Origin of the sequence: Nocardia noduli, from assembly GCF_019038455.1 — a bacterium.
In the GTDB taxonomy this organism is placed as follows: domain Bacteria; phylum Actinomycetota; class Actinomycetes; order Mycobacteriales; family Mycobacteriaceae; genus Nocardia; species Nocardia noduli.
In genome coordinates, this window is sequence record NZ_JAFMPL010000097.1 from 1 (window position 1) to 26,415 (window position 26,415).

At 66.8% G+C, this 26,415-nt stretch carries 33 protein-coding genes; 22 read left to right on the plus strand and 11 right to left on the minus strand.

From position 1 onward, the window contains the following. Positions 1-161: 161 nt before the first annotated feature. The gene (locus JZ792_RS32810; RefSeq protein WP_216916778.1) at positions 162-710 is read left to right on the plus strand and encodes a hypothetical protein; all 549 of its coding nucleotides are present in this window, start codon (positions 162-164) and stop codon (positions 708-710) included. A 551-nt stretch (positions 711-1,261) separates the two neighbouring features. Here the strand turns inward: JZ792_RS32810 and JZ792_RS32815 are convergent. Continuing rightward, entirely contained in the window at positions 1,262-1,570 is a 309-nt protein-coding gene (locus JZ792_RS32815; protein WP_216916779.1) for a hypothetical protein, read from the minus strand. Positions 1,571-1,733: 163 nt separating this feature from the next. Between JZ792_RS32815 and JZ792_RS32820 the strand changes: the two genes are divergently transcribed. Next, the gene (locus JZ792_RS32820) at positions 1,734-2,345 is read left to right on the plus strand and encodes a DUF2249 domain-containing protein (protein WP_216916780.1); all 612 of its coding nucleotides are present in this window, start codon (positions 1,734-1,736) and stop codon (positions 2,343-2,345) included. A gap of 32 nt (positions 2,346-2,377) precedes the next feature. Here JZ792_RS32820 and JZ792_RS32825 read toward each other — a convergent pair whose 3' ends face one another. The 5 genes from JZ792_RS32825 to fdxA form a co-directional block, all read right to left on the minus strand. Then, complete coding sequence (locus tag JZ792_RS32825; RefSeq protein WP_216916781.1) at positions 2,378-2,911, minus strand: universal stress protein; 534 nt, start codon at positions 2,909-2,911, stop codon at positions 2,378-2,380. Further along, the gene (locus tag JZ792_RS32830) at positions 2,895-3,242 is read right to left on the minus strand and encodes a carboxymuconolactone decarboxylase family protein (RefSeq protein WP_216916782.1); all 348 of its coding nucleotides are present in this window, start codon (positions 3,240-3,242) and stop codon (positions 2,895-2,897) included. Before JZ792_RS32830 ends, JZ792_RS32825 begins: the two co-directional genes overlap by 17 nt. Before the next feature lie 143 nt (positions 3,243-3,385). Next, on the minus strand, positions 3,386-3,820 hold the full coding sequence (locus JZ792_RS32835; RefSeq protein ID WP_216916783.1) for a hypothetical protein: 435 nt from the start codon (positions 3,818-3,820) through the stop codon (positions 3,386-3,388). Next, positions 3,817-4,542, minus strand: coding sequence for a helix-turn-helix transcriptional regulator (locus tag JZ792_RS32840; protein ID WP_216916784.1), 726 nt, complete (start codon positions 4,540-4,542; stop codon positions 3,817-3,819). The genes JZ792_RS32835 and JZ792_RS32840 overlap by 4 nt, the downstream gene beginning before the upstream one ends. After that, on the minus strand, positions 4,539-4,889 hold the full coding sequence (gene fdxA / locus JZ792_RS32845) for a ferredoxin (RefSeq protein WP_216916785.1): 351 nt from the start codon (positions 4,887-4,889) through the stop codon (positions 4,539-4,541). The genes JZ792_RS32840 and fdxA overlap by 4 nt, the downstream gene beginning before the upstream one ends. A 249-nt stretch (positions 4,890-5,138) precedes the next feature. Here fdxA and ctaD point away from each other — a divergent pair, with 249 nt between their 5' ends. Beyond that, positions 5,139-6,896 carry an aa3-type cytochrome oxidase subunit I gene (ctaD, locus tag JZ792_RS32850; protein ID WP_216916812.1) on the plus strand — a complete coding sequence of 586 codons (1,758 nt, stop codon included), beginning with the start codon at positions 5,139-5,141 and terminating at the stop codon, positions 6,894-6,896. 95 nt (positions 6,897-6,991) lie between these two features. On the opposite strand, the gene JZ792_RS32855 is transcribed toward ctaD, so the two are convergent. Continuing rightward, on the minus strand, positions 6,992-7,318 hold the full coding sequence (locus JZ792_RS32855) for a cupin domain-containing protein (protein WP_216916813.1): 327 nt from the start codon (positions 7,316-7,318) through the stop codon (positions 6,992-6,994). Between the two features lie 319 nt (positions 7,319-7,637). Between JZ792_RS32855 and tal the strand changes: the two genes are divergently transcribed. The 7 genes from tal to JZ792_RS32890 all read left to right on the plus strand — a co-directional run bounded on the left by tal (position 7,638) and on the right by JZ792_RS32890 (position 14,703). Continuing rightward, positions 7,638-8,753, plus strand: a complete 1,116-nt coding sequence (gene tal / locus JZ792_RS32860) for a transaldolase (protein WP_435827514.1) — start codon at positions 7,638-7,640, stop codon at positions 8,751-8,753. 5 nt (positions 8,754-8,758) lie between these two features. Beyond that, a complete protein-coding gene (locus JZ792_RS32865; protein ID WP_216916787.1) occupies positions 8,759-9,997 on the plus strand; it encodes an NAD(P)/FAD-dependent oxidoreductase in 1,239 nt (412 codons plus the stop codon). Between the two features lie 58 nt (positions 9,998-10,055). Further along, a complete protein-coding gene (locus tag JZ792_RS32870; RefSeq protein WP_067865384.1) occupies positions 10,056-10,334 on the plus strand; it encodes a hypothetical protein in 279 nt (92 codons plus the stop codon). Between the two features lie 151 nt (positions 10,335-10,485). Continuing rightward, the gene (locus tag JZ792_RS32875) at positions 10,486-10,668 is read left to right on the plus strand and encodes a hypothetical protein (RefSeq protein ID WP_216916788.1); all 183 of its coding nucleotides are present in this window, start codon (positions 10,486-10,488) and stop codon (positions 10,666-10,668) included. Continuing rightward, on the plus strand, positions 10,668-13,484 hold the full coding sequence (locus JZ792_RS32880; protein WP_216916789.1) for an aconitate hydratase: 2,817 nt from the start codon (positions 10,668-10,670) through the stop codon (positions 13,482-13,484). The genes JZ792_RS32875 and JZ792_RS32880 overlap by 1 nt, the downstream gene beginning before the upstream one ends. Before the next feature lie 54 nt (positions 13,485-13,538). Further along, the gene (locus JZ792_RS32885) at positions 13,539-14,351 is read left to right on the plus strand and encodes a uracil-DNA glycosylase (RefSeq protein WP_254190682.1); all 813 of its coding nucleotides are present in this window, start codon (positions 13,539-13,541) and stop codon (positions 14,349-14,351) included. A gap of 19 nt (positions 14,352-14,370) precedes the next feature. Further along, the gene (locus JZ792_RS32890; RefSeq protein ID WP_216916790.1) at positions 14,371-14,703 is read left to right on the plus strand and encodes an MGMT family protein; all 333 of its coding nucleotides are present in this window, start codon (positions 14,371-14,373) and stop codon (positions 14,701-14,703) included. Here the strand turns inward: JZ792_RS32890 and JZ792_RS32895 are convergent. Beyond that, positions 14,682-15,206, minus strand: a complete 525-nt coding sequence (locus tag JZ792_RS32895) for a DUF488 domain-containing protein (RefSeq protein ID WP_216916791.1) — start codon at positions 15,204-15,206, stop codon at positions 14,682-14,684. The genes JZ792_RS32890 and JZ792_RS32895 overlap by 22 nt on opposite strands. A gap of 129 nt (positions 15,207-15,335) precedes the next feature. After that, entirely contained in the window at positions 15,336-15,806 is a 471-nt protein-coding gene (locus JZ792_RS32900) for a VOC family protein (protein ID WP_308165550.1), read from the minus strand. Positions 15,807-15,968: 162 nt separating this feature from the next. Here JZ792_RS32900 and JZ792_RS32905 point away from each other — a divergent pair, with 162 nt between their 5' ends. From JZ792_RS32905 to JZ792_RS32915, 3 genes are all read left to right on the plus strand, one after another. Further along, positions 15,969-16,355 carry a DUF488 domain-containing protein gene (locus tag JZ792_RS32905; RefSeq protein WP_216916792.1) on the plus strand — a complete coding sequence of 129 codons (387 nt, stop codon included), beginning with the start codon at positions 15,969-15,971 and terminating at the stop codon, positions 16,353-16,355. A 277-nt stretch (positions 16,356-16,632) separates the two neighbouring features. After that, entirely contained in the window at positions 16,633-18,156 is a 1,524-nt protein-coding gene (locus JZ792_RS32910; RefSeq protein WP_216916793.1) for a PucR family transcriptional regulator, read from the plus strand. 352 nt (positions 18,157-18,508) lie between these two features. Continuing rightward, complete coding sequence (locus JZ792_RS32915) at positions 18,509-19,111, plus strand: CBS domain-containing protein (protein WP_254190683.1); 603 nt, start codon at positions 18,509-18,511, stop codon at positions 19,109-19,111. A 202-nt stretch (positions 19,112-19,313) separates the two neighbouring features. Here JZ792_RS32915 and JZ792_RS32920 read toward each other — a convergent pair whose 3' ends face one another. Continuing rightward, positions 19,314-19,562, minus strand: coding sequence for a hypothetical protein (locus tag JZ792_RS32920; RefSeq protein ID WP_216916795.1), 249 nt, complete (start codon positions 19,560-19,562; stop codon positions 19,314-19,316). Here JZ792_RS32920 and JZ792_RS43305 point away from each other — a divergent pair. The 6 genes from JZ792_RS43305 (at position 19,476) to JZ792_RS32945 (ending at position 22,980) form a co-directional block, all read left to right on the plus strand. Continuing rightward, a complete protein-coding gene (locus tag JZ792_RS43305) occupies positions 19,476-19,724 on the plus strand; it encodes a TraR/DksA C4-type zinc finger protein (protein WP_357769890.1) in 249 nt (82 codons plus the stop codon). The genes JZ792_RS32920 and JZ792_RS43305 overlap by 87 nt on opposite strands. Positions 19,725-20,048: 324 nt before the next feature. Further along, the gene (locus JZ792_RS32925) at positions 20,049-20,363 is read left to right on the plus strand and encodes a hypothetical protein (protein ID WP_216916796.1); all 315 of its coding nucleotides are present in this window, start codon (positions 20,049-20,051) and stop codon (positions 20,361-20,363) included. Positions 20,364-20,462: 99 nt separating this feature from the next. After that, positions 20,463-20,699 carry a hypothetical protein gene (locus tag JZ792_RS32930; protein ID WP_216916797.1) on the plus strand — a complete coding sequence of 79 codons (237 nt, stop codon included), beginning with the start codon at positions 20,463-20,465 and terminating at the stop codon, positions 20,697-20,699. Positions 20,700-20,844: 145 nt separating this feature from the next. Further along, positions 20,845-21,654, plus strand: coding sequence for a class I SAM-dependent methyltransferase (locus JZ792_RS32935; RefSeq protein ID WP_216916798.1), 810 nt, complete (start codon positions 20,845-20,847; stop codon positions 21,652-21,654). Between the two features lie 50 nt (positions 21,655-21,704). Continuing rightward, entirely contained in the window at positions 21,705-21,974 is a 270-nt protein-coding gene (locus JZ792_RS32940) for a hypothetical protein (protein ID WP_216916799.1), read from the plus strand. 37 nt (positions 21,975-22,011) lie between these two features. Beyond that, the gene (locus tag JZ792_RS32945) at positions 22,012-22,980 is read left to right on the plus strand and encodes a phosphoadenosine phosphosulfate reductase family protein (protein WP_216916800.1); all 969 of its coding nucleotides are present in this window, start codon (positions 22,012-22,014) and stop codon (positions 22,978-22,980) included. Between the two features lie 48 nt (positions 22,981-23,028). Here JZ792_RS32945 and JZ792_RS32950 read toward each other — a convergent pair whose 3' ends face one another. Continuing rightward, positions 23,029-23,178, minus strand: a complete 150-nt coding sequence (locus JZ792_RS32950) for a hypothetical protein (protein ID WP_216916801.1) — start codon at positions 23,176-23,178, stop codon at positions 23,029-23,031. 169 nt (positions 23,179-23,347) lie between these two features. Between JZ792_RS32950 and JZ792_RS32955 the strand changes: the two genes are divergently transcribed. From JZ792_RS32955 to JZ792_RS32965, 3 genes are all read left to right on the plus strand, one after another. Beyond that, positions 23,348-23,959, plus strand: a complete 612-nt coding sequence (locus JZ792_RS32955; protein WP_216916802.1) for a hypothetical protein — start codon at positions 23,348-23,350, stop codon at positions 23,957-23,959. A 100-nt stretch (positions 23,960-24,059) separates the two neighbouring features. After that, the gene (locus JZ792_RS32960) at positions 24,060-24,761 is read left to right on the plus strand and encodes a hypothetical protein (RefSeq protein WP_216916803.1); all 702 of its coding nucleotides are present in this window, start codon (positions 24,060-24,062) and stop codon (positions 24,759-24,761) included. A gap of 94 nt (positions 24,762-24,855) precedes the next feature. Further along, complete coding sequence (locus tag JZ792_RS32965; protein ID WP_308165551.1) at positions 24,856-26,280, plus strand: DUF3560 domain-containing protein; 1,425 nt, start codon at positions 24,856-24,858, stop codon at positions 26,278-26,280. Positions 26,281-26,415: the final 135 nt, after the last annotated feature.

Sequence of the window (26,415 nt, forward strand, 5' to 3'; positions counted from 1 at the left end):
CTTCCTCACGATGTCTTCCGCGGAATGCCGCTTGCGTCCTGCCATGTCCTCAGTGTCCCTTCTCGGCCCTCACCAGGCCAAACAAGGACTCTAATACCGGGCGGTCCCATCTACGGGGTACGGCCCAGGAGGCATGGACAGCGGGCCGAGGTATATGGAAGGTGAACAAGGAACGGTTGTCTCGGGAGAAGTTCGCCCTGATCATCGGTGACGGCCGGGTGTGCGCCGTCGCCGAGATCCGCGGCGTGTCTGTCCATGAGGATCGGGTCGCCCTCGACGGTGAGGCCCTGACCGAAGGCCACCCGGTCCGCGACGCCTGGATCGGAAAACCGGATCCGGTGGTCAACGCCTCGCAGAACCCGGTCGGCTACTGCGACCTCCCGGAAGAGGCCGAGTTCCGCGAACGGCCCTGCGGCTGCGGGTGTGGGGAGATCAGCACCCGCGACTTCCTGCCCGGCCACGACGTGCGCGCCTTCCAGGACCGGGTACGGCGCATGTTTGCTGGCTCGGCACTGGAGTTCATCCGTTGGGTCGACCGCATGGCCGGCGACTGTGGCCTTCCCGTCCTCGCTGGCCATTCCCAGCCCGCCGGTGACGTCGCATCGCCGGACGATCGCCGTGGGCGTCCGAGCCTGGGAAGCCCCTCTGTCGCTCTGTTCGATTCCGAAGATTCATTGCCTGGCAAGGAATCTCACGCAGGCAGCGGCTAGAGAACGCGTGAAGGTTGCGCTGCGGCTGCTTGTCTGACCGACTCTGATCGCCGCAGCCGACGTGATGTCGGGATGTCGTGTACCGACTGAGGTGTCGGGTATCCGGAATTGGAGGGGTGACCCCGACGGCAGCAACATCGTCGAGTTGCCAGGGCTTCGAACACGGTCGAGAAAGTCGAGTTCGACATCACACGGTCCGGCCAGCTGCTGCAGGCTCGGAGCAATGTCGTTCCAGCCGTTCGGGGTCAGCATCGACAACCGGTCGGTGTAGCGAGAATCGATGGCACGAGCGCGGGACTCGATCGCCGAGATGGCTTTGGCTCCCGACGATGTCGTCGAGTGCCTGCCCTGCTGTTGTGGCTTTCCCGATGTGTATGAGGTGGAGCACCGTTCGATTCGTTGCGGGAACTGAATCCGCGAGGCGGCACACAGGGACCGGGCGAGCGGTGCGAATCGGATCCCGGTCCGATACCTGCTTGGCTTCGGCCGGAGAGACCCCGCCGGGAGAAGATATCGCAGTGTGCTGCGCCGGCGGGCGGTGACGGAATGGGTCAGCCCAAGGTGACGGTGATGGCGCTGCCGACGACGGTGGCGGTGACGCCGAGCAGGTGCTCGGTGATCATCGCGGCGATCGGCTGGATGTGGCGGTCTTTACGGGCGACGACGGCGAGGGTGCGGGCGTCGATGACGTGGGTGGAAACGAGGTCGTTCACCGTCGTTGCCCTGAGCGTGTCCTGCGGGAATGTGGGAGCGGGCAATGCGCACACCGCATCCTGCACCCGCCGGATCACGCTGATCGCACGCGTCGGAGTCTCGATCGGGTGGTGGCTGGGGGGCGGGGGCAGGATTGCGGTGGTCATCGCGTTCTCCTCGAATTCTCCGGTACGGACGGTTGTGAGTCGCCGCTTGGCCCGGCCGAGTGGGCCGTGGATGACGGGCGTCATAACAGGGAGGGCTTGGCTGGCGGGCCTCGCAGGATTAGTTTATACAATAGGGGATTGTAAAAACTAGGAGGTGGGTCACATGCCCGACACGGACCTGACGCCAACAGAAGCGGCGGAATTGGATGTGCGGGAGTTGCGCAAGCCGGACAAGCATCCGGCGATCTTCGCGCGGTTCGACGGACTGGCTGCCGGGGAGTCGTTCGTGCTGGTGAACAATCACTACCCGCGGCATCTGCGCGACGAGTTCGATGTGGAGCATCCCGGCGGGTACGGCTGGGAGGTCGTCGAGAACGGGCCGCGTGTGTGGCGGGTGCGGATCGGGAAGCTGGCCTCGACCTCGCCGCCGCGGATATTGACCGATACCACCATGTTCGAGCCTGGACATCCGGATACGACAGGGGCGGTGTGGACGTTGCCGGTGCGCCGCCGCGATCTGGATGCCAACATCATTCGCATTGCTCCGCACGGGCGCATCGAGGCGCACACCGGCCCGGATCTGGATGTGCTGATCCACGTGCTCGACGGCGCGGGCACCCTTACCACCGAGCTCGGTGAGCTGGAGTTGGCGGCGGGGGCGCTGGTATGGCTGCCGCGCCGGTCCCGGCGCGCGTTCACCGCGGGAGCGCATGGTCTGCGGTATCTGACCGTGCATCAACGCCGCCAGGCTCTGGTGCTGGACCCGGTCGGCTGAGCCGGATCGGTGTCGTGGAGCCGGGGCCGCTGTTATGGCACCACGGTGACCGGGCAGTGGGTCCGGCGCAGGAGCCGGGCGGCGGTGGATCCGGTGAGGCGGTGCAGGCGGCTGCTCGACCGGCCGACGACGAGGCTGTCGGCGTTGTTGTCCTGGGCCAGCCGCGCCAGTTCGATCGCGGGGTCGCCGCAGCGGACGGTGAACGACCAGGGCAGGGGCAGGTCGTGGAGGATCTCGGTGGCCAGCTCGCGGGTGGCGGTGACCTGCTCGGTGGTGAGGTCGGTGGTGAGGTCGGCGCCCATCGGCGCCAGGCTGGTCAGGTAGGCGCTGGTGGCGAGCGTGCTGATGTAGGCAACCAGCACGGTGGCGTGCATGCGGCGTGCGGCGCCGGCGGCATAGGCGAGCGCATGCGGGGACGTCTCGGAGGTGTCGATGCCGACGACGATCAGCGGACTGCGGGCCCGGCCGCGGTGATCGCGGCGGTGTGTGGTCTGCTCGATCACCGCGTCGTGCTGGTCGCGGGATGGGCGCGGGTGTTCGGGGCGGGATTCAGCCGGTGTGGTCATGGTCGTGTCCGGCGAGGGTGTGCAGGGCGATGGTGGAGTGCGCGAACGCGCCACCGGCACGCATCTCGGCGGCCACCCAGATCGCTTCCATGATCTCGGCGTCGCCGGCACCGGCACGGTGCGCGAGCTTCGTGTGGCCGGCGATGCAGTACGGGCATTGGGTGACGTGCGCGACCGCGACGGCGATGAGCTGCTTGGTTTTTTGCGGCAGTGCCCCGTCGGCGAATACCTGCCGGTTGAATTCGTCGAACGCCTGGTGGATGTCGGGTGCCAATTCGCGGCGCCGCGCGCCGATGTCGTGGGTCGCGGCGGGATAAACGGGGTCGCTCATCTGCTGTTCTCCTCTGTTGTGTCGCTGGATTGTTCTGTTTGTCGATTCCTCCCGGGTGTGTGTGAAGGTGCGTGGTGTGGTTGCCGCCCTGGGGACGGCTGGTGTGTTGTTCCCGCGGGACCGGCTGCGGTCGGGGGAGTTGTTCATGACACGCTGTGGGCCAGTAGCAGGGTGGCGCCGACGAGAAGTGCGGCTATTTTCAGGATTTCCAGCACCACGTACTCGTAGTGGCCGCGCGATCGGGGCGCGTCGTGGCCGGCGAGCACGGCATTGCTGCGGCGGGTCAGCCGCGGCCGGACCAACGTGAGCTGCACGAGCAGCGCCGCAATAGCCACGATCAGCGCGGTCATGGTGCCCGTGGCGGGCGGGTCGATGACGAGGGCGACGATAATCGCTGCCGCGAAAACGATTTCGATGCCGTTGAGGGCGCGGAACACCAGCCGTCCGATTCCGAGCCCGATCGGCACGGTGACGCCGGGCGCCCGGAATTTCAGCGGCGCCTCCAGGAACGAGATCGCCAGCACCATGCCGAGCCAGCAGAAACCGACTGCGGTGACGACGGCCCCGGCGGTGGTCATACCGCGGATCCGGTCGGTGCCTGCGCGGGCGTGGTCGTGGTGAGGTGGGCCAGGCACAGGTCGGGGGTGACGAACGGGTCGAGCCGTTGCACGGTGACCGGTGCAGCCCGGCCTTCGAGCACCCCCTGCATCAAGCCCAGATGGATCGGGCACACCACGCTCGCACGAGTTTCGGCCAGGTCCAGGAACGGGCAGTGCTGCAACCGGATCTTCGGCTGATCGTCGTCGGTGTCGGGTTCGGGATCGAAGCCGACCTCGTCGAGCACCCGCACCAGCTCATTCACCGCCTGTTCGGCGGTCGGCGCCGCGGTGTCCATGTCGCGGGCCATCTCGCGGCCCCAGCGTCGCCCGGCCTCGGCGGCGCGGGCCGACGGGTCGGGGTCGGCGGCCAGCCCAGCGGTGAGGATCTCGGCGAGCAGTCGGTAGTTGCGCGGCCCGGCCGGGTCCATCCCACGATGAGCGCGGAACATCTGCGGCGGGCGCCCCGGCCCGGTGCGCGGGTGTTCGACCCGCTCGGCTTGCCCGGCCTCGACCAGCGTCTCGAGATGGAAGCGCACCGTATTCGGGTGCAGCCGCAGCTGCGTGGCGATATCGACGATGCTCAACGCATCATGGGAACCGCGCAATGCCGCGAGCACGTCGCCGCGACGCCCACCACCGGCTCCGGTCGGCGTGGCACGGGAGCGCGGCAGTGTGGTGGCGGATGCTTTTTCGCGTGTCATGGCTGGCTACTCCGTGTCGGCAGCGCGGCGACCAGCGGAGTGTCGACCCCAACCGGGCCGAGTTGCGCTGCGCCGCCGGGAAATCCGAGTGGTTGGTCGCGTCCGGGCAGGGTTTCGGTGAAGAAGGCGGCGTTGTCGTCGAGATAGGGGTCGAGTTCGGCGGGAAGGTCCTGCTCGTAGTAGATCGCATCCACCGGGCACACCGGTACACACGCGCCGCAGTCCACACACTCGTCGGGGTGGATGTACAACGACCGGCCGCCCTCGTAGATGCAATCGACAGGGCATTCCTCCACACACGCCCGGTCCATCACGTCCACACAGGGCTCGCCGATCACATACGCCATACCTCTATTTATACATCGAAATCTTGTATAAACTAAGCGGCGGGTGACCTACCCCACCGGATCTCTCGGTGCCGACCATCAACACAGGGATCGATTGTCTCGCCGCGGTGTCTCACTCGCCGCCGCCTGCGGCGAGGGGTCGGCTGATCCCGATGCTGTGACGGCCGGGTCCGCCACCCGCCATGTGTACCCGTCGAGGATGTCGAACCGAGAGGGGATTCACCGTTGTCTGCAGCACCGGGGCACACCATGCCCGCCGTCGAGGCCGAGCGTCCGTTCGCCGCGCGGATGGGCCCCAAGGGCGCGGCGATCTGGAAGATCGTCACCACCACCGACCCGAAACTGCTCGGCGTCATGTACATCTTCACCGCGATATCGTTCTTCCTGATCGGCGGGTTGATGGCGCTGCTGATGCGCACCGAGCTGGCGCGACCGGGCCTGCAGTTCCTGTCCAACGAGCAGTACAACCAGTTGTTCACCATGCATGGCACACTCATGCTGCTGTTCTATGCGACCCCGATCGTGTTCGGATTCGCCAACTGCGTGCTGCCATTGCAGATCGGCGCCCCCGACGTGGCGTTTCCACGGCTGAATGCGCTCAGTTACTGGCTGTATTTGTTCGGCGCGACGATCGCGACCGCGGGATTCGTCACCCCCGGCGGTGCCGCTGATTTCGGGTGGACGGCATACATACCGTTGAGCTCGGCCATCCATTCCCCCGGCGTCGGTGCCGACCTGTGGATCATGGGGGTGGGATTATCCGGCGTGGGCACCATCCTGGGCGCGGTGAACATGGTCACCACCGTGGTGTGCCTGCGGGCACCCGGGATGACGATGTTCCGGATGCCGATCTTCACCTGGAATATTCTGGTGACGAGCTTTCTCGTGTTGCTGGCGTTCCCGATCCTGACCGCCGCCTTGATGGCCCTGGAGGTGGATCGGCACCTCGGCGGGCACATCTACGACCCCGCCACCGGCGGCCCGATCCTCTACCAGCATCTGTTCTGGTTCTTCGGCCATCCCGAGGTCTACATCGTCGCGATCCCGTTCTTCGGGATCATCACCGAGATCTTGCCGGTGTTCAGCCGCAAACCTGTCTTCGGCTACACCGCACTGGTGTTCGCGACTCTCGGTATCGCGGCATTGTCGTCGGCGGTGTGGGCGCACCACATGTTCGCCACCGGCGCGGTGCTGCTGCCGTTCTTCTCGCTGATGTCGTTTCTGATCGCGGTACCGACCGGGGTGAAGTTCTTCAACTGGATCGGCACCATGTGGAAGGGGCAATTGACGTTCGAAACACCCATGCTGTGGTCGCTGGGGTTCATCACCACGTTTCTGTTCGGCGGCCTGTCCGGGGTGATCCTGGCCAGCCCACCCCTGGACTGGCATGTGCACGACAGCTACTTCGTCGTCGCGCACTTCCATTACGTGCTGTTCGGCACCATCGTGTTCGCCACCTTCGCCGGCATCTACTTCTGGTTCCCGAAATTCACCGGCCGCTTCCTCGACGAACGCCTGGGCCGCCTGCACTTCTGGACCACCTTCCTCGGCTTTCACGCGACATTCCTGGTGCAGCACTGGCTCGGCGCCGAAGGCATGCCGCGGCGCTACGCCGACTACCTGCCCGCCGACGGTTTCACGATCCTCAATACGGTATCCACCCTCGGGTCGTTCGTTCTCGGGTTCTCGATGATCACCTTCGTATGGAACGTGTTCAAAAGCTATCGATACGGTCAAGTCGTCACCGCCGATGACCCGTGGGGATACGGCAACTCCCTGGAATGGGCGACGACCTGCCCGCCGCCACGGCACAACTTCTACGAACTACCCCGCATCCGTTCGGAGCGGCCCGCATTCGAATTGCATTACCCACACATGGTGGAGCGGATGCGCGCCGAATCCCACGCCGGCTGGGGTGCCGCCAGCCGCGCCCACGCCACGGTTACCGCGGCTGAGGCGGACGGCGCCGATCCATCGAACCCGGCCGATGAGTCCGATGCCGACTAGAGCGCCGGGGCCGCCCGACACTGCAGCGCCTACCATCGACTCCCGGCACCGCCGGGCCCTGACCGAGGTCGACAGTGCGCCCGTCCCCGTCCCGGCTATTTGGCGACTGTCAGCAGCACCACGGCATCGTCGATCGCTTCGAGGCTGTGGCGGGCCTGCGGGACTATCAGCAGGTCACCGTGACGGCCATCCCACGAGGCGCCTGCAGTGTGTAGCTGGACCCGGCCGTGCAGCACCAACAGCGTCGCCTCGCCCGGATTCTCGTGCTCGCCCAGCGCGGCGCCGGCAGCCAACGCGACCACGGTCTGTCGCAGCCGATGCTCATGCCCGCCATACATCGTGGCCGCCGCCCGCCGCGCGGGGACCGCGTTCGCCCGCTGCAGCAGTTCTCGTGCCATCGCTTCCACCGAGAACTTCTCCATCACCGCTCCTCGCTTCCCGTCCGGCATCGCATCGATCGCCATCTTCCAGCATCACCGCAGGCCGGTCCGGCTTCTCCGGGGTGGCGTCACTCGCCTGCGGCCTGGCCCTCGACCACGTCGAGGCGACACCGAGGTGTCCTGCGCGCTGCGGATCCGAGTCCAGACTCCCGGGCTCCACCCGCCGAACTCGGGGCCATCCACGCCGAGGTCGCCGCCTCGTGCCCAGTGTCGGAACTGGTTTGCCGGCACCGAAATGCTCGGTCGGGCGCCGAATTCGACACCTGGTGAACGGCTGCACTCGTCAAACGCATGGAAGGAGATGCTCATGTCCGACCCTTTGACCGCATTGACCGAGGCCGGGGTGTCGATCTGGCTCGATGACCTCAGCCGCGGGCGGCTGATCGAGGGCAGCTTGGCCCGCCTGGTCGCCGACCGGCATGTGACGGGGGTGACCACCAACCCGGCCATCTTCGCCAAGGCCATCACCGGCAGCGACGCCTATACCGGCCAGATCGGTCGTCTCACGCTGCGCCGGGTCGATGTCGAGGCGGCGTTACGGGAGTTGACCGCCTACGACGTGCGGTGGGCGTGTGATGTGCTGCGCCCGGTCTTCGACGCCACCGACGGGGTGGACGGGCGGGTGTCGATCGAGGTCGACCCCCGGTGGGCGCACGACACCGACCGCACCGTCGCCGAAGCCAAGGCGCTGTGGTGGCTGGTGGATCGGCCCAATCTGCTGGTCAAGATCCCCGCCGCCAAACAAGGACTACCGGCGATCACCGCCTGCCTTGCCGAGGGAATCGACATCAACGTCACCCTCATGTTCTCTCTGCACCGCTACCGGCAGGTGATCGACGCATTCCTCGACGGGCTCGAACAAGCTCGCGCGAACGGCCACGACCTCTCCCGAATCCATTCGGTGGCCTCTTTTTTCGTCTCCCGCGTGGATACCGAGGTCGACCACAGGCTCGACAAAATCGGCACCGACGCGGCCGCGGCCTTGCACGGGAGCGCGGCGATCGCCAACGCACGACTGGCGTATCAGCTCTACGAGCAGTACCACGAGGGCGAGCGCTGGCGGGCACTGGCCGACGCGGGGGCCCGCCCGCAACGACCATTGTGGGCCTCGACCGGGGTGAAAAACCCCCGTTACGACGACACCCGCTACGTCACCGACCTCGTCGCACCCGGGGTGGTCAACACCATGCCCGAGGCCACCCTGCACGCGGTCGCCGACCACGCCCATATCCCGCGTGACAGCATCCACGGCACCTACCCACAGGCGCACCAAATCCTCGAGCAACTGACCGCGCTCGGCATCGACTACGACGACGTCGTGGCCACCCTCGAAACCGACGGGGTCGCGAAATTCGACGACGCCTGGGACCACCTCTCCGGTGAACTGTCGGCCGCCCTCGCCGGGTCCAGGCGGTGACCGCCATGGCTGCAGTCGGAACAGTCGTGATCGCCGGGGCCGGTCTGGCCGGCGCGAAAACCGCACAAGCATTGCGTGAGGGCGGGTTCGAGGGGGCCGTCATCCTGGCCGGCAACGAAACCCATCGCCCCTACGAGCGGCCGCCGCTGTCGAAGGACTACCTACAGGGCAAGACTGGCCGCGACAGCATCGACGTGCACGAACCCGACTACTACACCCGCCACGACATCGACCTGCGAACCGGTAACGCTGTCACCGACATCGACCCACACGCCCACCAGGTCGTGCTCGGTGACGGGCACCGGCTGGGTTATGACCGGCTGGTGCTGTGCACCGGCGTCACCCCGCGGCGGTTGCCGCTACCCGGCGCCGACGCCGACGGCGTGCTGTATCTGCGCAGCGTCGACGACAGCGACCGGCTGCGCGCCACCTTGGCGACCGCGTCGTCGATCGCGATCGTCGGCGGCGGTTGGATCGGGCTCGAGGTCGCCGCCGCCGCGGTCGCGGCCGGGGTTGCGGTCACCGTCGTGGCCCGCGCACCGGTGCCCCTGACCGGCGTGCTGGGGCCGCAGATGGGGCAGGTGTTCGCCGAGCTGCACCGCAGCCACGGCGTCGACCTGCGTACCCGCCGGTCCCCGACCGAAATCCTCACCCACAAAAGCACCGCGGTCGGGCTGCGGCTCGACGACGGCACCCAGATCGACGCCGATGCCGTCCTTATTGCTGTCGGCGCTGTCCCCGACACTGCGCTCGCCGCCCGCGCCGGTCTCGCCGTCGACGACGGTGTCCTGGTCGATGCCTCGCTGTGCAGCAGCGATCCCGCCGTCTACGCCGCCGGTGACATCGCTCGTGCCGAGCATCCGCTGCTGGGGGCCAGGGTGCGGGTAGAGCACTGGGCCAACGCCCTGAACCAGCCCGCCACCGTCGCCGACGCTATCCTCGGCCGGCCCGCTTCCTATCAGCGGCTGCCGTACTTCTACACCGACCAGTACGAGCTGAGTATGGAATACACCGGGTACGTCCCACCCGGTAGCAGCGATCGGGTCGTCGTACGCGGTGAGGTCGATCGGCTCGAATTCATCGCGTTCTGGGTGCGCGAGCGGCGCGTGCTGGCCGGGATGAACGTCAACACCTGGGACGTCACCGACCCGATCAACCAACTCATCCGCGACCGCACCCCACTCGATCTCGACCGGCTCGCCGACCCCAGCGTGCCGCTGGCCGACCTCACGACACCCCCGTGAGAATCCCACCAGCCGCGACACCCCCGTCACCCGTCACCGATACGGAGCACTGAAACGCATGCCCGAACAGCTGAGTGTCGAGTTGGTCATCGATCACGAATATCGCGTCCGCATCGGCGACGGCGGCGACACCGTGGAATCGGAGTTCGTCGTCGATCCCGACGTGCTGACCGAACTGGGCCTCGATCCAGGCGACGAGCGGCGCATCGTCGAACACACTGCACGGTTCCTGGCCGATCATCAACCGGTTACCGATTTCCCCGCCTTGGTCTACCTCGACGAAGTCGCCGCCGCCTACCGCGACTACCCCGACGAGTTGCGTCGCAGACTCGGCTGAGTCGATCGAGCCGGCACGGCGGATCGACGGTGGTGCGGATGGCGCTCGCGCCGTTACCGCTCGGGTGGATGGGCATACAGTGAAATCAGTGGGCCACGTTGTCGGCGCACCGGCCTGATGGCCGGTCGCACCTGATCAGGAGGCGCATCACATGACCGAATCGCTGCATCCGTTTGCTACCACACCGATCCTCGCGCATCGCCGGGTTCTCGCTACGAGGGTGCGCGAGGCCTTCGGAAACGTCGACCGCGCGATATGCGACGACATCACACCGGCGCTCCACACGATCGACCGGGCCGATGTGCACATCGGCTCCGGCGACGGGCCGCAGTGATGAGCGGCAACAGTTTCGGGGCCCGCGACGTGTGGACGGCCGGGGACCGGGAGTTCACCATCTACCGGCTCGACCGTATCCCGACCGCGCACCGGCTGCCCTACAGCCTCAAAGTGCTGCTGGAAAACCTGGCCCGCCGCGAGGACGGGCACCTGGTCACCGCCGAACAGGTACGTGCCCTCGCCGCGTGGGATCCGGCCGCGGTCGGTACTACCGAAATCGCGTTCACACCGGCGCGGGTATTGATGCAGGACTTCACCGGGGTGCCGTGTGTGGTGGATCTGGTCGCCATGCGAGACGCGATGACCTCACTCGGCGGCGACCCGGGCCGGATCAACCCGCTGATCCCGACCGAGTTGGTCATCGACCATTCGGTGATCGCCGACGTCTTCGCCCGCCTGGACGCGTCCGCGATCAACGCGGAGTTGGAGTTCACCCGCAATATGGAGCGCTACCAACTACTGCGGTGGGCGCAGCAGGCTTTCGAGGGCTTCTCCGTGGTACCTCCGGACACCGGGATCTGCCACCAGGTCAACCTCGAATACCTCTCGCGGGTGGTGTTCACCCGTGACGACCCGGGCGGCGGGCCGCCGCTGGCCTATCCGGACACTGTCGTGGGTACCGACTCACATACCCCGATGGTCAACGGACTCGGTGTGCTCGGCTGGGGTGTCGGCGGCATCGAAGCCGAGGCCGCGATGCTCGGCCAGCCGATGAGCATGCTGCTCCCACAGGTTCTCGGGATCGAACTGACCGGCGAGTTACCCGAGGGCACCACCGCCACCGATCTGGTGCTCACCGTCGCCGAACTGCTGCGCCGCACCGGCGTGGTCGGCAAGTTCGTCGAGTTCTACGGCCCCGGGGTGGCGAACGTGCCGCTGGCCAACCGCGCCACCATCGGCAATATGAGCCCCGAGTACGGCTCCACCTGCGCGATCTTCCCGATCGACGACGTGACAGTGGACTATCTGCGGCTCACCGGACGCCCCGAACACCAGATCCGCCTCGTCGAGGCCTACGCCAAGGAGCAGGGGCTGTGGCACGACCCCGGTCACGAACCCGACTACAGCCAGCGGATCGAACTGGACCTGACGACCGTGGAGCCCTCCATCGCCGGACCCAAACGCCCGCAGGACCGCATCGCGTTGGCCGACGCCCCACACGCGGTCGCGTCCTTGCTGACCGGACCGCCCGCCGCACCCGCGGCAGTAGGGCTGGACCAGGCATCGGGGGAGTCGTTCCCGGCCAGCGACCCCATCGCGGTCGACCGCGACCGCGCCGTCGACAGGCCGCGGGATCCGAGTGATCGGTGTCGATGCGAGCACACGCACCGCTGGCTTTCGGCGCCGCAGTCGGTGACCTTCACCGACGAGACCACCACAACCGTCGACCACGGGCACGTGGTGATCGCCGCGATCACCTCCTGCACCAACACCTCCAATCCGTCGGTCATGATCGGCGCGGCGCTCCTGGCGAAGAAGGCCGTCGAGAAGGGCCTCACCCGCAAACCGTGGGTCAAAACCACCCTTGCGCCGGGTTCGCGGGTGGTCACCGACTACTACGCGCGTGCCGGGCTCACCCCCTACCTGGACGAGTTGGGATTTTCACTCGTCGGCTACGGGTGCACCACCTGCATCGGCAACTCAGGCCCGCTGATCCCCGAGGTGAGCGCCGCGATCGCCGCGGGCGATCTCACGGTGTGCTCGGTGCTGTCGGGCAACCGCAACTTCGAGGGACGCATCCACCCGGAGACGAAGATGAATTTCCTCGCCTCGCCACCGCTGGTCGTCGCCTACGCGCTGGCCGGCACGATGCGCATCAACCTGCTGCGCGACCCGCTCGCCACGGCCCCTGACGGCACCCAGGTGTATCTGCGCGACATCTGGCCCACCACCGCCGAAATCGAGGAGATCGTCGCCGCGAACCTGCGCTCGGAAATGTTCACCGACGGCTACGCCGACGTCTTCACCGGCGACGACCGCTGGCGCGGGCTCGACGTCGCGGCCGGGCAGATCTACACCTGGAACGACGAGTCGACCTACGTGCGGCGCCCACCCTACTTCGAGCACACGACCCGCGAACCACAACCGGTCGCCGACATCACCGGCGCCCGGGTGCTGGCGATACTCGGTGACTCGGTGACCACCGACCACATCTCCCCGGCCGGGTCCATCACACGCGACGGCCCCGCCGGAACCTACCTCCAGCAGTGCGGCGTCGTACCGAAAGACTTCAACTCCTACGGCTCGCGCCGCGGCAACCACGAGGTGATGATCCGCGGCACCTTCGCCAACATCCGATTACGCAACCACCTCGCCCCAGGCACGGAGGGCGGGGTGACCCGACACCTACCGGACGGCCGGCAGATGAGCATCTTCGACGCCGCCACCGTCTACGCCGCCGAACAGGTGCCGCTGTTGATCCTCGCCGGGGCCGAATACGGCTCCGGGTCCTCGCGAGACTGGGCAGCCAAGGGCACACTGCTGCTCGGCGTGCGGGCGGTGCTGGCACGCTCGTTCGAGCGTATCCATCGGTCGAACCTGATCGGTATGGGAGTGCTGCCGCTGCAGTTCCCCGACGGCGAATCGGTGCAATCACTCGGCCTGACCGGTGAAGAAACATACTCGATCACCGGGCTGACGCACGCGAACACCGCCGAGGACTTTCCGCGGCAGGTGAGCGTTCGCGCCATCGACGACACCGGGCACCCGACAGAATTCACCGCCACCGTGCGGATCGACACCCCCGCCGAAGCCGCCTACTACCGGCACGGCGGAATCCTGCCCTACGTGCTACGCCAACTACTCACAGACTGAAACACCACGGTCAGCGTGGTTCACAGGACAGCCACGACACCACAGGAGCCCGGTATGCCACAAGACCATGGCCCCAACACTCGACCGATGCCGGGTCCCGATCCCGCCACCGTCGAGTATCCGGCGATCCGAGCCGACCGCGCCGAGACATTCGACGAGGTGCAGGACGCACTGATCCGATGCCGGGCCTGTCCACGCCTGGTCACCTGGCGTGAACACGTCGGCACCGTCAAGCGCAGCGCCTACCGCGACTGGGACTACTGGTCCAAGCCTGTCCCCGGGCTCGGGCCCAGCGATGCGGCGGTTGCCCTCGTCGGCCTGGCCCCGGCGGCACACGGCGGCAACCGCACCGGCCGCATCTTCACCGGCGACCCCGCCGGTGACCTCCTCTACGCCACCTTGCACGCACTTGGCGTCGCCTCCCGGCCTACCGCCACCCACCGCGGCGACGGCCAGAGCCTGTCCGGGGTTCGCATCACCGTCCCCGTGCACTGCGCCCCACCGGACAATCAGCCCACCACCACCGAACGCAACACCTGCCGGCCCTGGCTGACCCGCGAACTCCAACTCCTGCAACCCACCCTCTCCGTGATCGTCGCCCTGGGCGGATTCGCCTGGCGCGCACTACTGCCGATCCTCACCGACATCGGCTGGCACCTGCCCGCACCCCGGCCCACCTTCGGCCACGGCCGACACATTCTCATCGACGACCCGTCCACACAGCGTGGGCTGCACCTCTTCGGCTGCTACCACCCCAGCCGGCGCAACATATCCACCCGCACCCTCACCCCCGCCATGCTCCACGACCTCCTGCAGTGCGCTCTCACCACCGCAACCATCAACCACTCCGACGGCCGGCCTCGATGACCGCCAGTTCAGAGGACCGATGACGCAACCGGGTGACAAGTCGATATCGCCGTTCACGCGGCGGGTCTTGGACGTGATCGACCAGATTCCGGCCGGCCGGGTGATGTCCTATGGCGCGATCGGCGACCGGGTCGGCGGTAGCCCCCGGCAAGTCGGACATGTCATGACCACCTGCGCCGAAGAAACCCACTGGCATCGGGTCGTATACGCCGACGGCACGCCCGCATCCTGCCACGCCGGTCGTGCTCTCGACCTGCTGCGCGCCGAAGCCACCCCGATGCGCGGCAACCGCGTGGATATGGCGCGCGCCCAGTGGGATGGGGCGCCCGATCACCGCGGCGTCAACGGATAGGTGACTCGTGTGCCGCGCACCGACGCGAAACTCGTCATCGCTGCCGGTGTGAGCGTCGACGCGCCCATGATGTGTTGGACATCGATGCCACGTACGAGAAGTGCGTCGGCGACCAGCCGGCGATGACACCGCCAGAAGACGGCCTCAGCGCACATGATGACAGTGACACGTTCCGCGGTCAACGCGATGAGTTCCTCGATCGCCTCCTCGAACGAGCGCGTCTGCATATAGTCGGCGTACCCGCGGAAGGACACGTTGCGCCACCCCGTGTTGATCGAATCTCGCGCGGGCTTCCGTAGTCCCCCCAGCCCCGGCAGCGGCAGGTAACCGATCCCGGCCGCGGCCAGCGATTCCCCGAGCCGGTCGATGTGGAACTGCGGGTTGTGGCGGGACTTGGGCACGGTTCGGATGTCTGCCACCAGGCCGATGCCGACATACTCCAGCGTCCCGATGAACTCCGCGACGGGACGGGTGGAATGGCCGATGGTGTAGACGGGCGACATAGCACTCCCCGCGGTAGCAAACCCCTGCCGAACAACGTCTCGCCGCATCAAAGCAGACTGTCAGTACACGGCCGGGCGCCGACACCGCGAGGGCAAGGATTAAGCCGTTTCCTCGGAACAGGCAGGTGGTCAGCGGAAGCGGTCCGCGATCACCTCGCGAGGGAGCTTTTCGGGGGTCGGGTAGGCGATCAGTACCCGGCCGCCGTCCGGGTCGACACTGTCGATGAAACTGATCTCGTTCGCAGTGTGGGTGTAGGTGCTGGGGTAGTAGGCGCGCAGTCGATGTTCGATTCGGTCCAGTTCTGTTTTGCTGTCGGTAGCCCAGATGAGATACACCACGCCCAAGTCACCGATATTGCGTCGGCGAGGCGTTTTACTCACCCGTAGATAGAGTTGGAAGCCGGCGGGTGTGAGCAGCAGGGCGGCGTCCGGCTCGTGAATCGAGATAGTGCATTCGAATACGTCGCAGTAGAAGCGTATCGAACGATCCAGATCGGATACTTCCATCAAACACGATGCGGCCCGTACGCTGCTCATCTGTTTCCTTTCGGAAGCTTCACCCCCTTGCACCACGCTACCGGCTGTTGTGGTGTGCACCATTTCGCTTCGATATCGGGGCAGCGATCTCACCGCCCGGAATCGCAGGTAGGCGTACCGTCCGGTATGTGGTGAGGGCCCGGATCGGGCGCGGGGACCATCGCCTTGGCGGTCGGCATCCCCGCTGAGACTCCGTATGCGAGCAAGCGATGAGACCGGGAGTCGATGGTGACGACTCGACGCACTGTGCAGATCCGCAGAATCTATGACGACCCGACCCCGGGTGACGGCACCCGCGTGCTGGTGGACCGGCTCTGGCCGCGCGGCGTCAGCAAAGCCAGAGCTCGCCTGGATGAATGGTGTAAACAGGTCGCCCCATCCACTGAGCTGCGCACCTGGTACGGCCACGACCCGCAGCTCTTCGACGCTTTTGCCCGCCGCTACCGCGACGAACTGACCCGACCTGGCCGCGCCGCGGCACTCTCACATCTGCGCGAACTGGCCGACCACAGCGATCTCACGCTGCTCACCGCCACAAAGAACACCGGCATCAGTGAAGCGGCCGTACTCGCCGACCTCATCGCACATCCGCATAGATCCCCTCAACAGTGACCGAACGCCAGCACTACCGGGCCACGGACGCAATGCCGCACCTATGCTCCTGGCCCGCGCCTGCAGCAGCGTTTCATACCCCCGACGACGTGGCGGTGGACACTGCTTCCGGTCGAAGCGGCCCGGGTCTCCGATGTCCCCGACGTCGGCTAGCGCTGGTGTCCAACTCGATGCGCCGGCCGACAGAGGGCGGTCCGCGCGCTCCGGCCACCTCCTTCTACCCGTCGCGTCTACCGCTGAACAGCGCTGCATTACCGGTTCGATATCGGAGCGGCTCATGGTGACGTTGGACCGGTTGGCGAACATCCTGGGTGGCTACGGGGTCCGCCTACGGTTGGATTCGGTGCCCCGATCCACGGAACTACGCAGCGTGGTGATCCACGGGACCGATCAGGGCCCCGTCGAGGTGGGCGATGTGCTTCTGGGTATCGGGGCACGCTCGGTATCGGAGGCGGTGGGCTGGGCAGTGTCGGCGCGGGCTGTTGTCGCGCTCGTCCGCGAGGGGGCGGAGAGCGGGGACGAGCCGCCGACCGAGGGGGTAGCGGTACTGGTGATCGACCCTGCGGTGGCCTGGAGCGAGGTAGCCGCAGTGGTCTACGGGCTGGTCCAAGAAGGCCGCGAAACCGAAGCCGGTCGCGGCCCCACCGATCTGTTCGCTCTGGCCGACAGCCTCTCCACCGCGGTCGACGGCGCGGTGACGATCGAGGACCGCCTGTCTCGCGTGCTGGCCTACTCCCGGCCGCAGCAGCACCTCGACCCCGCACGCGTCGAAACGATCCTGGGTCGGCAGATGCCGCCGTGGTTGCGTGCGGTATTCGACGCGGGCGGTGTCTTCACGCACCTGGCGGCCTCGGATGAACCGCTGTTCGTTCCCGCTCAGGAAGAGCGTGGAATGACCGGGCGGATGGTCGTAGCGGTGCGCGTGGGCCGGCAACTGCTGGGCTCGGTGTGGGTGTCGTGCCCGGCGCCGTTGGCCGGGGCTCGGCACCAGGCCTTGATCGAGGGTGCGCACACGGTGGCTCTGCATCTGTTACGGTCGCGGGCCAGCGCGGACCTGGAACGTCAGGTGGAATCCGAATCGGTGATCCGCCTGCTGGAGGGCGCCGCGGACGCGGCGACGGTGGCCGGCAGGCTGGGGTTGGCGCCGCAGAGTTTGCGGGTGATCGCGCTGCGGGCCGGGATCGCCGAGGAACAGCACACCTCGCTGCTGGTGATCTTCGAACGAGCAACAACCGGATTCGGCTGGTCGCGGTCGAGCCGCAGCGCCTTGGTCGGCGACACCGTCTACACCGTGCTGCCCGCTGATCAGGCGGCGACGGCACGCCGCTGGATATCCGAGCGGCAGGCGGCACTGCCCCCGCGGATGACGGTGCTGGCGGGTATCAGCGGGGTTGCCCAGGCCACGGAACTTGCGTTGGCACGCCGAGAAGCCGACGAATCTCTGGCGCTGTGCGCCGCCCATCCCGCAGATGCCGAGCCCCTCGCCTATGACGAATCGTGGGACGAGATCCTGCTGCAACGATTGCGCACCGCCGGGCTGTCCGGCCGCACCCCCGTACGCGGGCCGGTGTCGCAGTTACGGCGCCACGACCAAGCGAACTCCACCCAGTATGTGACGACGCTGTGTGCGTGGTTGCAGGCCCAAGGCGACCCGGTAGCGGCGGGCGCGCAGCTGGGAGTGCACGAGAACACCGTGCGGAACCGGTTGCGCAAAATGGCAGAAGTGACCGATCTCGGCCTGGACGACCCCCGCAAACGACTCGCCACCATGATCGAACTCGCCGTCACCGGCGACGCCTGACATACCCGCGCTGTGCTATCCCCAAAAAACTCGACACCCCGATTGTCGGATCAGCGCAACCACTCGCCGCACCTGCACCCCCATCATGGAGTTGAGCAGAAAACGCAGGTAGGAGCAGTGAAACTGTGAGTGCCGAGCGGACTGACCACCGACCCCCGTCGGCCATCATGCCGCGGAATCCGGGTATTGCCCGATGCGACTCCGGCCTGCTGCGTTGATTCGGCACGAAACGGACCACCGAGCACTCGGAAACACCGGGACGGCCCGGTGTGTGTATCCGGCTTCGGAGCCGATCCGGTAATCAAATGAAGCGGAGTTGAACGCAATGATGAACATGCAGGTGTGTGAGCTCATGCAACGACCGGTCGTCGCCGTGCGATACAACAACACGGCGCGCGAGGCGGCATTGACCCTCGCCGAACTGGGCTACGCGGCGTTGCCCGTTCTCGACCGTGACGATCGGCTCGTCGGGGTAGTCACCAGCGGTGACCTCTTGCGGGCCGGCGAACTCGACGACCCCGTCGACGCGATGATGACCGCCCCCGCGGTCTCGGTCCCCGACACTGCGGTACTGGCCGAGGTCATGAACAGGCTGGTGACGCACGGACTACGTAGCCTGCCGGTGGTCGATACCAACGGCCGTGTGATCGGCATGTTCAGCCGCGGCGACGCGCTGCGGATCATGCTCACCCCCGACGATGCACTCGCCGGCGAGGCACAGTACCTCCTCGATCGATACGTCGGCGCGCGGCGCTGGCATGTCACCGTCGACGAAGGCCACGCCAGTATCTCCGGCCGATTCGCCGATGAATCCGAACGGCGCATCGCCGTCGCCCTGACCCACACAGTGCCCGGCATCCACACCGCGACCACCGCCACCACACCGGCAGCGACCATCGTGACCACACCGGTCGCTGAGACCACACCAGCCGCCGCAACCGCAGCGGTGCACTGACACCACTCCACCACACACAACAAGTGAATCCGCTCTTCCGGCGTGAGCGGCACACCGCCACGTCGGCGGATTCGAGTACACGCCGCCGAACGTGGACGAACGCCATATCCGTGACCGCACCTCGAACCACAATCCAACCTTCCGCCCGGAGACCCAGATGCCCCTCGCACACCCCACCTCACACGCACGCCTCTCCGACCACTTACCCGCGCTGCAAGCCAGACTCGATCGACAACGCCGCTTCCGGGTACAGCAACTGGCCGAACTCGATGCCGAAATCGACCGCGCAGTCATCCCCGCCGACGCGGCTGACCGGGCCAGGCACGAGGTCAGCCTCAAATTGGCCGCGGCCGCACGACAAGCATTGGCCGATATCGACGAAACCTTCGCGCTCATCACCACAGGCCGCTACGGGCGCTGCCGCCGCTGCCACACCGAGATCCCGCTTCACCTACTACAAACCATTCCCACCACACAGTGGTGCCTGGACTGCCGACGGCATCTGCCTGCCTTCGATGGTTCCCGCCCGACACCTGGACAGCTGCCTCGCACAGCCTCCCGAACACGGCACCATGACCTGTCTGCGGGTCGGACAACCCTCGCCTCCCATTGACATAACCGTCGATGCCCCTAGGTCTCGACGGCACCACCGAACCCGGTCCAGCCCACGCACAGGATGAGCACCGCGTCGGCGACGGTCCCCGGCTCGCCGGTCCGCAGAGCATCGCGCTGTGCCGCTGTCGTTTCCGCACAGTAGTGCCTTGTTGGGCCGTTGCGGTGCGGTAGGGCACGGCACCGCTCTACCGGCACCACCAGCCGGCCCACCCGGCAACGGGGTGCAGGGCATCGATACCGGCCACCCGCCCGAGGATGATCACCGGATCCAGTTGGGCGCATGCATCGTGATAGGCCAGCGAATCCGCGCGGGAAAGGTGCTGTGCGCCGGGGAACCGAGCACGGAAAGAAACGTTTGCTCAGCGCTCATGACACAAGCGACACACAGATTTACACAGGTCCGGGAAACATCGAGGTGCTGACCTTCGGAATCGACCATCCGGGCGCAACCGCCAGCGGCGCACGAGTCTTCTACGAGCAACTGGGCTTCGTACCCGCCGAGACGGCCGCACCTGAGGTAGTTCCCAGCAAATCTATCGAAGAACGATCACCTGAAACCGAAAGCCCCGGGCAGGCCCAACGGGAACTCTCCCGTTTCCGCCGGTCAGCATCCGAACTGGACGCCACCAGCTACTGACATCCGGTGTCGCCTACCACTGACACCTGATGTCGTATTACCAGGCCACCCCACTGACATCTTCAAGCCGCCTCTCAGCACGGTGAACCGCGCCGCTACGTGTGGTGCTACGCGGGTGCCCTGTACACCGGCAGTCTCACCGACTACGGCGAGCACTTCGAATCACTGGATCTCGATGTGCGGCACCGGCTCGCCGCCGCCGGGGACGAACTGCGCACCTGGACCGACCGCTACCGGCTGCACATCACCACGACCCCGACCGATACCTCCTGCCTCCGCTACCGTCTGGCCGTCGTCGATGAGTGGGTGGAACTGGTTCTCGACCCGTCCTGGTGACCGGTCGAGGTCGGCGCGACGCCCGGAGTTCGTGTCCACCACTGCCTTTTCGGCAGCCCGTGCCGCGCGACGTCAGTCGGATTCCCCTCCGCGCGGGGCGTGCATGTCCTTGTCCGTGTCTGTTCTGTGTGAAAGGTGATCATCAATGGCTGTGAGAACGTCGGTGCCGGTGCCCGAGTTCGCTCGCGAGATCCTGGCCCGGTCACGAATCGAGGGCAACAACCTGGTGCTGCCCGAGCAGCTCAGCCAGGCCGACTACCGCAAGATCAACAGCGTCATCGAGTCCATGGGCGGACGATGGAATCGCCGGGCACGAGCCCACATCTTCCCCGACGACCCCACCGAGACCATCGCCGCGGCCGTGGCGCGCGGCGCGACCCCCAACACCGACAGGAAAGTCCTCGACGCGTATTTCGCGACCCCCGAGCCGCTGGCCCGCCACCTCGTCGCAGGCGAGCATTCCGGGATCGCGGCACTGGCGCCCGGCGCGCGCGTGCTCGAGCCCTCGGCCGGTGACGGTGCGCTCGTGCGGGCGATCCTGGCCACCAACCCGACTGTGGAGGTCACCGCCGTCGAACCTGACCGCGCGCGTGCCGCCGCCATCGACTACGACCCGCGGGTCACCATCGTGATCGCCAGCTTCGAGGAATACGCCGCGACAACGACCGAGAAATTCGCGGCGGTGGTGATGAACCCACCCTTCGCCTTACCAGGACACCCGACCGTGTGGATGGATCACCTCCACACCGCCTGGAACCTACTCCACGACGGTGGGCAGCTGTTGGCTCTCGCGCCCGAGGGCTACACCTACCGCGCCGACCGCGACCACCATGCGATGCGAGAATTCATCACCGCCCACGGCGGACACACACCCCTGCCCGCCAAGGCATTCGCCACTTCCGGCACCAACACCGACACCGTGCTCCTGCACGCCCGCCGCACCCTCAACCACTGACACGTCCGCCATCCCGAACCGCCCTGCGTCGGGGGCGGTTGCGACCGTGCGTGCCAGGCAGCGACGACGTCTTCGCCAAGTGCCCGCATCAGCTCGCCTGCCCGTTCTACCTGCCCGAGCAATCCAGCGCGGGTCAACTGCCGACCGTCGAGGACGACGTGGACCAGACGCTCGAACAGTTCGTTCTCACCGACGACGAGCGAGAGGCATCAGACGGCGTCCGCGAGGTGCTCCTGCAATCGGCGACAAAGCTCTCCGACGTGCCCACCCGCCGACCCACCCCGTGCAGATCGGCACCGACCGCGCCTTCATCTGCCTGACCGCTGTCCAATCCAGCCTGACAAGAGGCCCGACCCGATGACCATCGCATCCACCACACCTGCCCACGGTTGGGAGCACCAATCCCTGTTCGAGCTTCCCGGCCACGACCCAGTCCTCCCCGGACTACACCGGCCGACACCGGCCGATGAGGTGGCGAGGCTGAGCGCACCCGACCGAATCCGACGTGTCATCGCGTTGCGTGAACAGGCCGACACGATTCTGGCCTCGGCCCTGCACACCCACCTCGGCGGCCGTCGGGTCGCCGCGACCTGCGTGTTGCTCTCCGGCGGCGACGACTCCACCGCGCTGACGCACATGTTCCGCGACCGTGCCACACACGCGATCCACTGCAACACCACGATCGGTGTCGAGCAAACCCGGCAGTTCGTGCGTGACACCTGCCTCGCCTGGGGTCTACCACTGCTGGAGGAATCCCCGCCGAAAACCTATCGACAGTTGGTCATCGAGCGCGGATTTCCCGGTCCAGCAATGCATTTAAAAATGTATCAGCGTCTCAAAGAGCGTGGGTTGCGCCAGGCCCGACGCAAGCTCGTCACCGACAGCCGCACGCAACGAATCGTCTTCCTCGCCGGGCGACGGCGGCAGGAATCGGCCAGGCGCGCCGATATCGCGCTACACGAGCGCCGGGGTTCGATCATCTGGGTCTCACCGCTGGCGAACTGGACCAAACTCGACCTCAACACCTACCGCCAGATCCACGCCGACGTTCCGCGGAACCCGGTCTCCGCGGTCCTGCACATGTCCGCCGAGTGCCTCTGCGGCTGCTTCGCCAAACCCGGTGAACTGGAGGAGATCCGGTACTGGTTCCCCGAGACCGCCGCCGCGATCGACGACATCGCCGCCGCGGTCGCCGCCGCGGGCCACCGACCCCCCTACAACCGATGGGGACACCGACAGGGCACTCAATCCCGCTCCGGCAACCTATGCAGCAGTTGCGACTCCACCCTGTTCGATCTCCCCGAACCGGACCAGCGAGCGGCATGAACACGACCAGCAACATTCGGCTCATCCCACGCGCGGCCAGGTGCAACATCAGAACAGCGACCGATCGCCTTCAGCAGCTCTGGCCAGCATGGACTCGAACGTCCCCATCCGCTTGGTCAGCACGCCGACATCGACGCCGATGTCGCCGCGAAACGCATAAACGACCGCTCCATCGTCGAGCCGCTGGACTCGATCCATTCCCTGATCGAGCCCAGCATCTCGGCAAGCTCGCGGGCGTCATCACCAGACAAGAGCACGGCGTCGTGGCGTCGTGCACCGTCGCCGTGTCTCCCCTCCTGAGTGCGGTCTGCGATACCTCCCAGTCGGTCGAACGGAGTACTACCTCTCCAGAGAAAGGAATTCGCCTGTGTTCCCGATCGCGCGCATGTTCTCCAGCGAGGAGGTCGAAGCGCTGGTGTGCACAGCCGCGGAGTTGTGGGCCGCCACCAGCGACCCCCACGACATCCTCAGCGCGTATCAGAAAGATCTGGTGACCCGAGCACACGAGTTACTCACCGACGACGCCCCCGACGACACCGCCGAGCGTGGTGCGCCCGAGACGGCGATCGTCATCGCCCACCACGATCCGGCCCCGTTCGCTGTCGATGAGCCCGCCTTCGCGCGCTGGCTCGCCGCCGACCACGACCGCGTCGAGGGCCTGCTACCGGGCCGTCACGACCGTATGTCCGCCAGTGACCTGGTGGTGTTCTTCGACGCCGCCCGCGAGGCCGATGCCTTTACTGCGGACCCGCGCCTGGACCTACTTCTCGATCCCAACGACCCCCCGGGCCTGCCCGGGTTCACTCTCATGCTGCGCAACCACAGGGGCAGCCATAGCGAACTCGGCGTGACCACCGGGTTCACCGAATTGCTGTTCCCCGACACCGAGGTTTCCACTGGCACGGGGGCGCGGTTCCATCTCGAACACATCATCGGGGTTGCCAACAGCGTGTTGTGCCTGGTCACCGGCCGTCCCTGACCGGGGTGCGGCGCGAAAGTTCCTCTCCGACGTCAGTGAAAGTAGGACTTGCCATGATCCCCGTTTCGGAATTACGCACATGGGCCTGCGGCCTGGACCTGTGTCCGGGCATGTCGGGATCGATGAGGGCGGGCTGACCTTGGTAGAGGTCCGCGAGGACGATCGGCTCGCTGGCGCCTACCTCGAGGTCGGCGGCTGCGACGAGGACCCTGACCCGACCGACCTGCCGCCGGTGGGGTCGGTGACCGACTCGCAAGCGGTGGGCGCTGCGCCCGGCGCGGTGGTGGTGTCGGTGGCGGATGTGCTGGCCTTGGTCGGCGGGACTCTCACCCGAGCCGAACTGCCTCGCGTGCGGGCCGCGATCCGGAAGTCGAGCGTCGGTGACACCTTCAGCGAGGTGGTGTTCGCGGTCATCACCGCACGCCGACACGAACTCGTCACCGGGCTGCGGGAGTTCTTCGATCCCGGGCTGTTCACCGGCCGCCTCGGCTGCGGACCCCTGGCGGAGCTGCCCGGTGATCACATCGGTCGGCTGTTCGGGGATATCGAGATCGCGTCCGGGCTGTCGCTGATGCGGGTGTGCTGCGGTGACCCCGCCCGACTGTGTGTGCTCGACCGCAAGACCGACAGGTTGTTCGACCTCAGCGAGATCTTCGACGCCTGGCTGCACGGCAACGCGCCACTGCCCGGCCCCGTCACCCGGTGGATCGGTGAGGCCGTCGACGACTTCACCTACGACGAACTCACTCGCCTGGGCCCCCACGACTACCGACTGCCCGCACCCGCGCCCAGCCACGACTGACAGGCCGGGATCCACGAATACAACAGCCGCACACCCATACCCAAAACATGCCTGCATGCGCATGTCACCAACTATCAGGAAGGAGGTGGTGCTCGTGTCCGCGCCGCTCACGATCTCCCACACCGCCGAAGAAGGCACCCTGTTGACCGGAACCGACCGCGGTGACGGCACCTACGAGGTCATGTCCGCGGTGCGCGAGACGGTCGGGCATTGGCGGTGGGGGCGCAGCCTGGACGGCTGGTACGTGGTGTCCTCGCGTGATCGTCAGCCCAAGCAGTACTACATCGACTACGCCGCCAAGAAGTTGCGGGAGGCCGGTTACACCGTCGAGGTCGACATCGACCGGTCCTCGCGCGCGACCGAGGACGCCGAGACCGACCGCGCGAGCCGCCAAGCCGATAGAGTCGAGGCATTGCGGGACAAGGCATCACGCAAAGACGCCAAAGCCGACGCCGCGGAAGCCGCGCATCAGCGAGCCCACGACCGTTTACCCCCGTTCGGAGAGCCCATCAAGGTCGGGCATCATTCCGAACGCGGTCACCGCAACGCGATCGACAAGGCGTGGAAGGCGTTCGGTCGCTCGGTCGAGGCCGACCGCGACGCCACCCGCGCCCACCATCGCGCCGAGTCCGCTACTCACACCACCGAACTGCGCAATTCCCCCCGCACGGTCGCCAACCGGATCGAGACCCTCGAAGCCGAGCAGCGCGGCGATCAACGCACCCTGGACGGGCACACCCGCCGCTTCCTCGACGGCCGCGGCGAGGTCTACCAGACCCAGACCACCGGGGCCGCGACCGGTGAGCATCGGGAGCGGGTGCTGGCCCGCATGACCCAGCGCGAGAAGGACATCGCCTACTGGAAACAGGTCCGACAATCCCAGATCGACCAAGGGCAGACCCCGGGTTGGGGACGTGAGGACTTCACGGTCGGGGACTTCGTGCGCGCTCACGGGTCGACGTGGCGGCAGATCACGCGCGTGAATCCGAAATCGGTTTCGGTGGTCAACTTTTCACTCTCCCCGCTGATGCTGCACACCATCACGGCGAAGATGACCGGGCATCGGTGGATCACCACCGACGACACCGTGCGCTTCCACGACGTCACCGCCATCATGACCGAAGACCAAGCCCGGCAACGGTTCCCCGACATCTTCGCCGACCTCGACACCAACGTCACCAACCTGCCGCCACGCCCGAAACGCAAACCCGGCAAAACCAAACTCGACTACCAGCGCGGTCTCCAGGCCGAGCGCTGGTCCTGGCACCTCGACGGCATCGACTACGACGCGACATGGCCGCACCCGCCGTACTGGTTCGCCACTCCACCCGAACCCATCACCGCCCCGGGAGTGCTGCGCCTACGCGCACGCCGCCGCCCGGCCGCGCGTGTGCACGGTGACCCGGTCGAACTCCCCGTGACCGAGTTCGCGATCACCGGGCCGGTGCGCTGGCCCGAAGAAGTCCACAACCAGGTCCGTGCCCTGGTCGAGGCCCGCACCTACCTGCCCGCCGCCTGACCCGTCGACACCCGAGCGGGCGACTACCGCGATCCCGCTAGGGGTCACGCAATCCGCTGCGACACCGCAGCATCCGATGAATTGGGCTGCGCCGTCGACCTGCTCGGTTGCCATCGGACCGATTCCCCTGCCCGC

Coding starts and splice junctions, on each gene's coding strand:
- JZ792_RS32815 (WP_216916779.1), bottom strand. CDS start 1,570: ATGACCACCGCAATCCTGCCCCCGCCCCCCAGCCACCACCCGATCGAG.
- JZ792_RS32820 (WP_216916780.1), top strand. CDS start 1,734: ATGCCCGACACGGACCTGACGCCAACAGAAGCGGCGGAATTGGATGTG.
- JZ792_RS32825 (WP_216916781.1), bottom strand. CDS start 2,911: ATGACCACACCGGCTGAATCCCGCCCCGAACACCCGCGCCCATCCCGC.
- JZ792_RS32830 (WP_216916782.1), bottom strand. CDS start 3,242: ATGAGCGACCCCGTTTATCCCGCCGCGACCCACGACATCGGCGCGCGG.
- JZ792_RS32835 (WP_216916783.1), bottom strand. CDS start 3,820: ATGACCACCGCCGGGGCCGTCGTCACCGCAGTCGGTTTCTGCTGGCTC.
- JZ792_RS32840 (WP_216916784.1), bottom strand. CDS start 4,542: ATGACACGCGAAAAAGCATCCGCCACCACACTGCCGCGCTCCCGTGCC.
- fdxA (WP_216916785.1), bottom strand. CDS start 4,889: ATGGCGTATGTGATCGGCGAGCCCTGTGTGGACGTGATGGACCGGGCG.
- ctaD (WP_216916812.1), top strand. CDS start 5,139: ATGCCCGCCGTCGAGGCCGAGCGTCCGTTCGCCGCGCGGATGGGCCCC.
- JZ792_RS32855 (WP_216916813.1), bottom strand. CDS start 7,318: ATGGAGAAGTTCTCGGTGGAAGCGATGGCACGAGAACTGCTGCAGCGG.
- tal (WP_435827514.1), top strand. CDS start 7,638: ATGCTCATGTCCGACCCTTTGACCGCATTGACCGAGGCCGGGGTGTCG.
- JZ792_RS32865 (WP_216916787.1), top strand. CDS start 8,759: ATGGCTGCAGTCGGAACAGTCGTGATCGCCGGGGCCGGTCTGGCCGGC.
- JZ792_RS32870 (WP_067865384.1), top strand. CDS start 10,056: ATGCCCGAACAGCTGAGTGTCGAGTTGGTCATCGATCACGAATATCGC.
- JZ792_RS32875 (WP_216916788.1), top strand. CDS start 10,486: ATGACCGAATCGCTGCATCCGTTTGCTACCACACCGATCCTCGCGCAT.
- JZ792_RS32880 (WP_216916789.1), top strand. CDS start 10,668: ATGAGCGGCAACAGTTTCGGGGCCCGCGACGTGTGGACGGCCGGGGAC.
- JZ792_RS32885 (WP_254190682.1), top strand. CDS start 13,539: ATGCCACAAGACCATGGCCCCAACACTCGACCGATGCCGGGTCCCGAT.
- JZ792_RS32890 (WP_216916790.1), top strand. CDS start 14,371: ATGACGCAACCGGGTGACAAGTCGATATCGCCGTTCACGCGGCGGGTC.
- JZ792_RS32895 (WP_216916791.1), bottom strand. CDS start 15,206: ATGTCGCCCGTCTACACCATCGGCCATTCCACCCGTCCCGTCGCGGAG.
- JZ792_RS32900 (WP_308165550.1), bottom strand. CDS start 15,806: ATGGTGCACACCACAACAGCCGGTAGCGTGGTGCAAGGGGGTGAAGCT.
- JZ792_RS32905 (WP_216916792.1), top strand. CDS start 15,969: ATGGTGACGACTCGACGCACTGTGCAGATCCGCAGAATCTATGACGAC.
- JZ792_RS32910 (WP_216916793.1), top strand. CDS start 16,633: ATGGTGACGTTGGACCGGTTGGCGAACATCCTGGGTGGCTACGGGGTC.
- JZ792_RS32915 (WP_254190683.1), top strand. CDS start 18,509: ATGCAACGACCGGTCGTCGCCGTGCGATACAACAACACGGCGCGCGAG.
- JZ792_RS32935 (WP_216916798.1), top strand. CDS start 20,845: ATGGCTGTGAGAACGTCGGTGCCGGTGCCCGAGTTCGCTCGCGAGATC.
- JZ792_RS32945 (WP_216916800.1), top strand. CDS start 22,012: ATGACCATCGCATCCACCACACCTGCCCACGGTTGGGAGCACCAATCC.
- JZ792_RS32950 (WP_216916801.1), bottom strand. CDS start 23,178: ATGGATCGAGTCCAGCGGCTCGACGATGGAGCGGTCGTTTATGCGTTT.